2 protein-coding genes are annotated in these 5835 nt (G+C 70.7%); both read right to left on the reverse strand.

What is annotated here, in order from left to right; all coding sequences use genetic code 11:
- A partial coding sequence (locus KBX53_RS19630) for a SpvB/TcaC N-terminal domain-containing protein (RefSeq protein ID WP_309140810.1) occupies positions 1-2077 on the reverse strand: 2077 nt, incomplete at its 3' end.
- Positions 2078-2086: 9 nt separating this feature from the next.
- Positions 2087-5835: hypothetical protein (locus KBX53_RS19635; protein WP_210860889.1), on the reverse strand; the 3749-nt coding region annotated here is incomplete at its 5' end.

Here is a 5835-nt window from a genome sequence, read left to right on the forward strand (position 1 = left end):
GGTTGTACCAGAGCCGGATCTCCCGTCGGCCCAGGTAGCACAGGTCCATCATGCCGGTGCCGTCCACGTCGGTGAGGAGCACCCGGGCGGGGTCGAACTCGTCCTGCCCGGTGAACCACGGCGCGTCGTCCATCTCGACCTTGGCGCCGAATCGGCCGTAGCCGACGTTGGGCCAGTAGCAGACGGATCCGTCGCGGACCCGGACCAGGTCGGTGAGGCCGTCGCCGGACATGTCGGCGAGGAAGACGCTCTGCCGGTCGTCGGAGCGCAGCAGCCGTGGGCCACGATCCTCGTCGGCGGGCCAGAGCGCGGGTCGCGCCGGGCCGTACCCCACCTCGGCCAGCGACTCGTGCCACGTCAGCACGGTGTCCCCGGTGAGCAGCAGGTCGGGCCGGCCGTCCCCGGTGAGGTCCAGCAGCAGCAGGTCGGGGCTGGCCCAGTCGACGGCGGGCAGCTCGCGGAACGGTTGCAGATCGGACCAGCCGGCGTCGTCGGTGCGGCGGACGAAGCCCGCCGGGACGGTGCCGAGTTGGACCAGCTCGATCCGCCCGTCCCCGTTCACGTCGACCAGTTGCTGGCGTCCGCCGGCCAGGTCGGTCAGCGACGGCACGGTGGGCAGCGCGGCGACCGGGCCGATCCGGCCGGCGCCGAGATTCGGCCGGTAGTAGAGGGCACCCTCGTGCCCGGTCAGCACCCCGGCGAGTCCTTCCCCGTCCAGGTCCACCCACAGCTCGGTGCGCCCGTCCACGCCGGCCGGCAGGTTCGCCAGGCTGTCCCGGTCCAGTTCCCGGGTGGTCGGTGCGATGGTGGCCGGGATGTACTCGAAGGTCACCGGGGGCAGTGCGGCGCTGGTGTGCCCGCCGTCGGCGGCCGGGGAGTAGCCGCGCTGCGTCACCTCGACCAGGGTGGACAGCACCGGCCCGGTGGCGTATTCCAGCTCCACCGCGCGGACCAGGCAGTCCGCTCCCACCTCCGGCTCGTCAGGGAAGTGGTGGAACATCAGGATCCGGCGGCACAGCCGGTAGGTGCGGACCTCGAATCCCGGGCGATAGGTGGAGAACGGGTCCGGCCGGCAGGTCCAGTCCCCGGTGTCAGCCGGGCGCGGGTCGTCCGGGTCGTGCTCGCCGTAGTCGAACACCACCTCGAACAACCAGCCGGCGTCGGCGATCTGGGCCGGCGTCAGGTCCACCGGGCGTCGACCGTCGGCGTCCAGCAGCGGCACCGCGTTGCCGTAGCGCACCGACTTGAGGTAGCGGTTGGTGTGCCGGTCGGTGCGGTGCCGTTCGTGCGGCCGGTCCAGGTCCAGGCCGACGGCGTCCTCGGCCTTGTAGGTGTAGGTGATGGCGTTGCCCCGGTCGTCCCGGGTCTCGCAGAGCAGCCAGGTGTGCACCTTCGCGCCCCGGCCGATCCGGGAGTCGCCGTCGCGGCCGTACACGGCCAGCAGGTTCGCCCCGGACACTGTGCGCCAGTGCACGTCACCGTCGGAGTCCCGGGTCCACCGCTCGATCCGGGCGAACGCCCCCTCGGTCCTCGGCCGGAACCGCTGCACCGTGTGCCCGGCGACCGGGGTGCCGCCGGGCACCGGGATGAGGTCGTCCTCGCCGGACAGCAGGAAGGTGTCGGTGTCGTCGTAGCGGGGCAGGCCGCGGTCGGGGCGCCGGCTGATGGCCGGCACGGGCAGCTGCCAGCCGAGGCCGAACGGGCCGTTCCCGGCGCCCGAGTCGTAGCTGAGCGTCAGGTCGGGTTGGAACCCGGACCGGCTGCCGCTGACCGGGATGGGCACCGACATGCCGCCGGTCCCGGTGACCGGGTGGGCGGCGAACGTCTCGCCGATGGCCCGGATCGCGCCGCCGCCGGTGGGCAGGCTGATCGCCGGTCCGCCGAGCCCTGGCCCGGCCGTGCCCTGACCGGCTGGCGGCGTGCCGGTGCCGGCCGCGTCGGCCGTCGGCCCGCCCGGCCCGAACGCCCCACCCGCCGCGTCGGGAGCGCCCGCGCCGGTCGGGTCGGCGGAGCCGCGCCACCGGGAGCCGGGCCCCGGCCCCCACGATCCGCCGCCGACCGGATAGCTGGTCGTCACCGCTCCCCCTCAGCCGTCGAGCCGGTAGTGCAACAGGAGGACCAGGTCGGTGAGGCCGTCCGGGTCGGCCGCCAGCGTGACCGGGGCACCGAGCACCAGCGGATCGGACTGGCCCACACACTGGTGCAGGTCAGCGTCCCGGTTCAACGTCACCGGGTCACCGGCCACCGTGAGGTCGTACGTCCCGGGATCACCGTCCACCCGCGCGTACCAGGTCACCTGGTCCACCACCGGCTGGTGATCGCGGGCCAGGTACGGCAGGTGCTCCGGGCCGATGGTCAGTTCGGTGCTCTGTTGCTGGGTGAGCTGCCACCATTCGTCCGGGAACTGGTGGCGCAGGCTGTAGGCCTGGTACAGGCCCGTCCGGCCGGCGTCGACCAGCATCTCGTTGAGCACCTCTCGTAGGGAGTCCTCGACCAGGCCGCGCAGTGTCGAGCCGCCGTCGCGGGCGGTGTACCGCAGGTGCAGGATGATGTCGCTGATGGTGTCGTAGTCGAACTGGCGGACCGCCGTCGGCAGTTCCAGCCGCCAGGTGCCAACCGCGCCCTTGCCCTCGAACGGCAGGTAGCGGTCGTCGGCGAAGTTCAGCTCGAACATGCCGCTGTCGCTGAGGCCGCTGCTGGTGGCGATCGACTCGATCCCGCCCACGTTGTACGCGAACCGGTCGTCGCCGGGCACCTCGGTGTACTTGTCCTTGGCGCTGGTGGCGCCCTGCCGGGCCGCGGTGCCGGTCCGGTACCGGTTGGCGATCAGGGACAGCTTCGCGGTGACGGGGGTGTACGGGCCGGCCACGCACGGGATGGACAGGCTGACCGTACGCAGCCGGCGGAAGTAGTGCCCCGGGTGGTCCAGGTCGAACAGCGCCTCCGGCACGTTGATCAGGCAACTGCCGGTGGCCCGCAGCTCGATCAGCGCCGCCGGGTCGAGCTGTGCCAGCGAGACGTGCCGGGTCAGCTCGCGCTCGCGGCTGTGCCGGTCGAGGTAGGCCACCTCCATCCGCTTCAGGTCGTGGCGCAGCGCGTCGGCCACGGTCAGCCCCTTGCGCAGGCTGTCCCAGTAGCCGGGTTGCAGGAACGTGGCCTCGCTGCCCAACTCGTGCGCGAAGCACCGCTCGGCCTTCTTCGCCACGTCGAAGGCGAGCTGGTACGCCCCGAAGTAGACGGAGCTGGCCCGGCTCACCATCCACTGGTACAGCTCAGTGTTCGTGTACTTGCCGCGCAGGTACTCCTCGGTGGCCCGGGCGTTGTCGGCTTCCCGGTCGTGCGCCGCCAACTCGTCGGTGAGCATGGCCACGTGCAGCCGCCCGGTGAGGATCTGCTGGTCGAGCTGGGTCAGTTCCAGGCCGGCCAGCGCCGCCTGGTGTTCCCAGTCGTCCATCCGGCGGCGGTAGCCACCCTGGTTGGCGGCCATCCCGGCGGCCTTGTCCAGCGCCCGGGCGATCGCCTCCAGGGTCATCACGGCCGAGTCGGCGGCGGCGCCGACCTTGTCCCCGCCGATGGTCAGGGTCACTGTGGGTGAGCCACCGAAGCCGGCACCGCCGGTGGTGAAGTCAGGTATCAGCTTCAGCCCGCCGGACAGGATGTAGCCCACCGCGATCGCGGCCTCGCCGAGCAGCGACACCCCCGACAGCGCCGTGGCGGTGATCTCCCAGGCGTTCATGTACGGCCGACCGGCGTAGTAGCGTTGCCGCTCCTCCACCACCTTGCGGCTCAGTTCCAGGGCCGCGACGTTGCCCTCGGCCTCCGCGATGGTGGCGAGCTTGACCGCCCGTACCGCGTCGAGCAGGGCGATCTCCTGGCCGGCGCGCAGCCGGGCGAGTTGCTCGGCGTCGCGCTTCTCCATGGCCGCGAGCAGCCCGCCGCCCAGCTCGCCGACGTACCCGACGAGTTCGGTGGCCTTCTGGGCCAGCACCCGGAAGCGGTAGTTCGGCAGTGGTGCGCCGAGCCCGGCCAGGAACGACGAGACGGACATGCCGGCGGCGGCGGCCCGGACCAGTGCCCCCGGGTCGATCGGTGGTGAGAACAGGGCGAGCATGCTCTCCACCCCGTCGATGTTCTGGCAGTTGCGGATCTTGAACAGCCGATCGGCGATCAGATCCCACAGCCGGAGCATCTCCTCGTTGGGCGGGACGCAGAAGTACAGCGCCGAGTAGCTCAGTGGGCTGGGCAGCTCGGCCCCGCCGTGCGGCAGCAGGTCCAGGTCGGGGATCAGGTTCTCCAGGTCCAGCAGCGCGTTGCCGAACAGGTCCACAGAGGCCTGAAGCTGGTTGACGGTGGCCGGAGCCGGAGTGACCAGCGGCGGCACGACGCTCGGCTTCGGCCCGAGCAGTTTGTCGGCCAGGATGTACAGCTGGGTGGCCTGGGTGACGGACTCCCTGGTGAACTGCCGGAACAACTGGTCACCCCAGTCGACGAGGTTCTTCAGGTAACCGAGCACCACGGCCAACTGGTAGGCGACCGGCCGGCTGCGGGCCACCACGTGCGGGTTGAACGGCTTCGCCCGCCACTGCTCCACAGCGAACTTCAGGTCGGTGATGCTGGCCCCCGACGGGTCCGCCGCGATCGCCGTGAGAATGTCGCCGATCCGCTGGCTGATCAGCTCGGGCGCCCCGGTCTGGAAGAACGGCTTGGTGACCCAGTACTTCTGTGGGGCCGTGGCGCCGTCGGCCGTGCCGACCGGGTTGAAGATGTGGTGGAACCAGTTGCGCGCCTCGGCGAAGCGCTGGTCCCGGTTGAGCCGCATCGCGATGTCGAACGGCAGGTGGTAGAACAGCTCCCAGTTGTAGCCCGAGTACGCGCCGTCAGCGGCGAAGTCCAGGTCCTCCACCGGGTACGGCGACACGACCACCGGCTGCGGCTGGTAGGTGGCGGCGAAGTCGAACCCCGTGTTGGTGAGCTGGGTGCTCCGGCTCAGCAACGCCGACACGCCCGAGCGGTAGACGGTGGCCCGGAGGAAACACAGCAGCGGGTGGTAGAAGTTAGCGAACTTCACCCCGTACGAGAGGGTGTCGTAGACCTTGAACTCGGCGACCAGCCGGTGGTATTCGGCGTCCTGGGTCATCGCCTGCACGGCGGCAGCGAGGTCGTGCGCCGGATCCTCGGCGTACCGGCGCAGGTATTCGGTGAGCAGCGCCAGCACGTCGCGGACGAACTGGTCCACGTCGCTGTACGTCTTCTCGATCCGGTCCGTCGGGTCCTCGGCGCGCCGGTCGTAGAAGCCCGGGATGATCACGTAACCGCGGTCGTAGTCGCCGTAGAAGTACGGCATCAGGGTGCCCAGTGGCAGCACCGGCCGGCGGTCCTGGATGCCCCGGGCGTTCTGCCAGATCCCCAGCAGCATGATGATCCAGTCGAGCAACGACATCTGCATGGGGTACGTCACCCGGAACCGGCCGGGCGTCTGCGCCACCAACGTCTGGTACGCGCCCATCAGCGGAGTGCTGATCGCCAGGTCGTTCTGTGTTCGGGAGACCAGCTCGGTGAACCGTTCGGCCAGCAGCTTGGTGTCCTTGAACACCGGTGACAGCAGCAGGCTGCCGGAACCGCCGCCCGGCATCGGCTCCGGATAGCCCCGGCAGCCGGTCAGCGCGAACGAGCCGACGAACTCGACACCGGTGAGCACGCTGATCGCCTGGCCGGCCTCCCCGGCCGCGTACGCGAAGCAGGTGAACTCGTTCGCCGAGGGCAGGTCCTCCTGGTAGCCGCTGGCGGGGTAGTACAGCGCATCCTTGGAGATCTTCTTCGGCTGCCAGCGATCCT

Origin of the sequence: Micromonospora sp. M51 (assembly GCF_018070305.1) — a bacterium.
GTDB classification, from domain to species: Bacteria; Actinomycetota; Actinomycetes; order Mycobacteriales; family Micromonosporaceae; genus Micromonospora; species Micromonospora parva.